The sequence below is a fragment of the Xenorhabdus miraniensis genome (genome assembly GCF_002632615.1).
Window position 1 is genome coordinate 1 of the sequence record NZ_NITZ01000052.1, and the last position, 4633, is coordinate 4633.

Below are 4633 nucleotides of genomic sequence, written 5' to 3' on the forward strand. Positions count from 1 at the left end.
TGGTGATTGCAGCAGTCAGGGTAGTTTTACCGTGGTCAACGTGGCCGATAGTACCAACGTTAACGTGCGGTTTTGAACGTTCAAACTTTTCTTTAGACATTAGGTTGTCCCTCTAAGACACGGAATCGGTGGTTTCACCACATCAACCAAGCAATTGCTTGTTAGATATTTACAGGAAGAAAATCAGGAGGCAGAACAGGAAAGGTGGTGCTGATAGGCAGATTCGAACTGCCGACCTCACCCTTACCAAGGGTGTGCTCTACCAACTGAGCTATATCAGCACATCTTGGAGCGGGCAGCGGGAATCGAACCCGCATCATCAGCTTGGAAGGCTGAGGTAATAGCCATTATACGATGCCCGCGTGAACTCGGCTACCTGACTTTAATCAGCTGTACATTGTATCTCAAGTATTTTGTCTGGAGTATAACTCGAGCAGAACACTCAAGATAAAAACTGGTTAATGGTGGTGGGGGAAGGATTCGAACCTTCGAAGTCTGTGACGGCAGATTTACAGTCTGCTCCCTTTGGCCGCTCGGGAACCCCACCTTTCCAAATTTTTAATGGTGCCGGCACCAAGAGTCGAACTCGGGACCTACTGATTACAAGTCAGTTGCTCTACCAACTGAGCTATGCCGGCATCAAGTGCTGCGCATTCTAGGTAGTGTTGGCTTTCGATGCAACAAAAAAATTGCTTTTTTTGTTCTTTCGCTCACAAAACAAGCATTCTTGATGATATTGATGTTTTTTTCAATAACCTTAGAACAAACATTAAACAAAAAAGTTTTATAGAGAAGGAATATCAAAATGTATTTGCTGATCATTTCTTGCAAATTTTTCGCGTCACCTTGATTTTTTCTTTTAAAAACGAAGAATGGCCACCGAAAATAGTTGTTGAACTGGAACATTTTTTTTACATTTTTGTATTTCTCATCAAAAAACTTACTAAAATCATAAAAAATTCTACGCCTGTGATAACGCAATCGATATGATGAGATTTATTTTTTGTCGGATACGGCTGTTCTCAACAACCTGTCCAACCTGCATAGACAGGCAAATGTTGGCTTATGAATAATAAAGAATCTTTTTTAACGACCCCATATTTACAATTTGATCGTGAACATTGGGCAACATTGCGTGACTCAGTGCCATTGACATTAACAGAAGAAGAAGTCGCCGCTTTAAAAGGTATTAATGAAGAAATTTCAATAGATGAAGTGATTGAAATCTATCTTCCATTATCACGCTTACTCAATTTTTATATAAGCTCCAATTTACGGCGGCAAGCTGTTCTTGAACAGTTTTTAGGAACAGATGAACAAAAAATACCGTACGTTATTGGTATTGCTGGCAGCGTTGCTGTGGGAAAAAGTACCACTGCACGCTTATTGCAAGCATTACTAAGCCGCTGGCCTGAACATCGCCGTGTTAAGCTAGTAACAACAGACGGCTTTTTGCACTCTAATAATGTATTGAATGAACGTGGCTTAATGAAAAAGAAAGGATTTCCTGAATCCTATGATATGCGCAACTTAGTCAAATTCGTTTCAGATATCAAATCAGGCGCGGAAAAAGTCACGGCTCCAGTATATTCTCATCTGAGTTATGACATTGTTCCAAACGAACAAATTATCATAGAGAAACCGGATATTTTGATCCTTGAAGGCTTGAATGTATTACAAAGTGGCATGGATTATCCGCATGAGCCACACCATGTATTTGTCTCTGATTTTGTTGACTTTTCTATTTATGTTGATGCTTCAGAAGAATTACTTGAGCAATGGTATGTCAGCCGTTTTCTCAAGTTTAGACAAGGTGCTTTTGCCGATCCAGATTCTTATTTCCACAATTATTCCAAGCTCACGACAGAAGAAGCGATAAAAGTTGCATCCAGTATTTGGCGGGAAATTAATGGGTTGAACTTACAGCAAAATATTTTACCGACAAGGGAACGTGCTAGCTTGATTATGACGAAAGGTGTCAATCACACAATTGAAAATGTCAGATTGAGAAAATAAAGCAAACAGCCGGAAATATTTCCGGCTTTAACATTCAGCAGCCCCTCAAAGATATTTCACCGCCAATGTAAGGTGTAATAACACCATTAATATCAAGTAAGAGTGCTCCTTGTTGATCAATTCCACGGGCTATTCCATGAATTTCCTGTTCACCAATAATTAATTTCACTGAACGATTAATAAAGTTATCTAACTTAAGCCATCTAGGGATAAAAGGTGATAATCCTTCGTTTTCAAATTGAGTTAGTGTTTTTTTAAGCTCAGCAATGATTTCAGCAATCAATTTATTCCGCTCAACTGTCATTCCTGCTTGCTGTAAATTAATCCACCGTTGATTAATGGATTTCTGTTGCTCACTACTCATCGAAATATTTATACCTATTCCGATAACGATCTGAGCAGCGTCACCGGTTTTGCCCGTCAATTCAACTAGTATTCCCGCAAGTTTTTTATCGTCCAAATATAAATCATTTGGCCATTTTACTTTTACTCTCTCAGCAGCTCCCTGACGATTAAGAACTTCTGCAATTACAATTCCAACAACCAAGCTTAAACCAATTGCAGCAGCAGGCCCTTGTTCCAAGCGCCAATACATAGACAGATATAAATTTCTGCCAAAAGCAGAAACCCACTGTCTACCACGACGCCCCCGGCCAGCATATTGATATTCTGCAACACAGGCATCACCAGAATCGAGCTCTGATAACTTATCTAACAAATATTGATTTGTAGAATCAATAACAGGTATAACTTCAATCCGGTCACTTGGGTGATAATTTGTAATAGCATTTTTATCAAGAAGGTTCATTGGAGCAGGAAAACGATAACCTTTCCCCGGAAGTGTTAAAATTTCCACACCCCATTCGCGAATGGTCTGGATATGTTTATTAATCCCCGCTCGACTCATTCCCAATTCTTGCCCAAGCTGCTGTCCTGAGTGAACTTCACCATCAGACAATACTTTAATTAATTTTAATGGAGTACTAATATCTTTCATGAAATACATTCCACTGAGTCTATCTCACCTTCACTGCCAATGAAGCGTACTTCAGGCTCTAATAAAATATTAAATTTTTCTGCTACTTTGTTACGCACATGTGCAGCCAGAGCAATTATGTCCTGCCCCTTTGCATTTCCTGTATTAATTAATACAAGAGCTTGCTGTGTATGCACAGCGGCATCACCAATAGAATAACCTTTCAAGTGACATTGATCGATAAGCCATCCTGCAGCAATCTTTACACTATATTCATTATGATGATATTGAGGACAATCCGGATATTCAGATTTAATTTTTTGCGCCAATTCAGACGGTACAATTGGATTCTTGAAGAAACTTCCCGCATTACCCATCACCACAGGATCCGGTAATTTACTCTGACGCATTTCACATACAGCATTAAATATTTTCTCTGGAGTCACATCTTCTCGTGAGAACTGTGCCAAACCACCATAAGTTAATACTGGTTCCCATGCCTTATTCAAACGTAAGCCAACTGCTGTAATAGCATAATCATCTTTATATTTATGCTTGAAGATGCTGTCTCTATACGCAAATTCGCATTCATTTGCCATCAAACGAATAGGGTTACCAGTTTTCAATTCAACAACATCCACATACTCACAGACGTGTTTAAATTCAACTCCATATGCTCCAATATTCTGAATAGGGGCAGAACCTATATTTCCTGGAATTAATGCCAAATTTTCTAAACCATAAATCTGTTTCTTAAATAAATAAGTAATCAGATTATGCCAATTTTCGCCTGCACCAACATGGACATACCATGCAGTCTCTGACTCTTTTATATCGATACCAAGAATACGATTCAGAATCACAGTACCTTTAAAATTTTCGGTGAAGAGGACATTACTTCCCCCTCCCAGCAGTAAAATGGGATGATTTTTCCCCATCGCTTCTTGCCATAAGAACAGAAGTGATTCAACAGAAGTTGCTGTATCGATATGCTCGGCATAGGCTGAAACGCCAAATGTATTAAACGCTTTTAGTTGGGTAGATTGACAGACAGACATTCACTTCAAGCTCAATAGATAATTTGAGCCGTAGTCTATCAGACTCTACATTTGAAAGATAAGTAGGTCGTTTTCTAATACCTATCTGTTGATGGAAATACAAAAGTGTTAGAAATGCAAAAGGCCACTCAAATGAGTGGCCTTTTGACTTGGTATTAAAGCTTGGCAGTTCCCTACTCTCACATGGGGAGACCCCACACTACCATCGGCGCTACGGCGTTTCACTGCTGAGTTCGGCATGGGGTCAGGTGGGACCACCGCGCTATTGCCGCCAAGCAAATTCTGTTTTATTTGCCGAACATATTATTCATGGTGCTGATACCCAGATTCGAACTGGGGACCTCACCCTTACCAAGGGTGTGCTCTACCAACTGAGCCATATCAGCAAATGCTGAAATAAAAAGTGCTGCCAGATGGGCAACACTTATAAATTGATGTCTGGCAGTGTCCTACTCTCGCATGGGGAGGCCCCACACTACCATCGGCGCTACGGCGTTTCACTGCTGAGTTCGGCATGGGGTCAGGTGGGACCACCGCGCTGTTGCCGCCAGACAAATCCTGTATTCAATCCCGAACAAGCTGC

The 4633-nt window shown here is 40.4% G+C and carries 4 protein-coding genes, 5 tRNA genes and 2 rRNA genes; 1 reads left to right on the top strand and 10 read right to left on the bottom strand.

Going from position 1 to position 4633, the window contains the following annotated elements; genetic code table 11:
- The 5 genes from Xmir_RS21555 to Xmir_RS21575 all read right to left on the bottom strand — a co-directional run.
- Window positions 1–100: GTP-binding protein (locus Xmir_RS21555; RefSeq protein ID WP_234369306.1), on the bottom strand; the 100-nt coding region annotated here is incomplete at its 3' end.
- A gap of 105 nt (window positions 101–205) precedes the next feature.
- A tRNA-Thr gene (locus Xmir_RS21560) sits at window positions 206–281 on the bottom strand.
- 6 nt (window positions 282–287) lie between these two features.
- Window positions 288–362: transfer RNA gene (locus tag Xmir_RS21565), tRNA-Gly, on the bottom strand.
- Between the two features lie 100 nt (window positions 363–462).
- A tRNA-Tyr gene (locus tag Xmir_RS21570) sits at window positions 463–547 on the bottom strand.
- A gap of 15 nt (window positions 548–562) precedes the next feature.
- Window positions 563–638: transfer RNA gene (locus Xmir_RS21575), tRNA-Thr, on the bottom strand.
- A 427-nt stretch (window positions 639–1065) separates the two neighbouring features.
- On the opposite strand from Xmir_RS21575, the gene coaA reads away from it, so the two are divergent.
- A complete protein-coding gene (gene coaA, locus Xmir_RS21585; RefSeq protein WP_099115404.1) occupies window positions 1066–2016 on the top strand; it encodes a type I pantothenate kinase in 951 nt (316 codons plus the stop codon).
- Window positions 2017–2050: 34 nt separating this feature from the next.
- Here the strand turns inward: coaA and birA are convergent, their stop codons facing one another.
- The 5 genes from birA to rrf (Xmir_RS21610) form a co-directional block, all read right to left on the bottom strand.
- Window positions 2051–3013, bottom strand: coding sequence for a bifunctional biotin--[acetyl-CoA-carboxylase] ligase/biotin operon repressor BirA (gene birA / locus Xmir_RS21590; protein ID WP_099115403.1), 963 nt, complete (start codon window positions 3011–3013; stop codon window positions 2051–2053).
- Window positions 3010–4050 (bottom strand): UDP-N-acetylmuramate dehydrogenase, encoded by a 1041-nt coding sequence (murB, locus tag Xmir_RS21595; protein WP_099115402.1) that lies wholly within the window; start codon window positions 4048–4050, stop codon window positions 3010–3012. The genes birA and murB overlap by 4 nt, the downstream gene beginning before the upstream one ends.
- Before the next feature lie 160 nt (window positions 4051–4210).
- Window positions 4211–4326 (bottom strand): 5S ribosomal RNA (gene rrf, locus Xmir_RS21600).
- A 34-nt stretch (window positions 4327–4360) separates the two neighbouring features.
- Window positions 4361–4436 (bottom strand) — tRNA-Thr (locus Xmir_RS21605).
- Between the two features lie 50 nt (window positions 4437–4486).
- A 5S ribosomal RNA gene (gene rrf / locus Xmir_RS21610) occupies window positions 4487–4602 on the bottom strand.
- Window positions 4603–4633 lie beyond the last annotated feature (31 nt).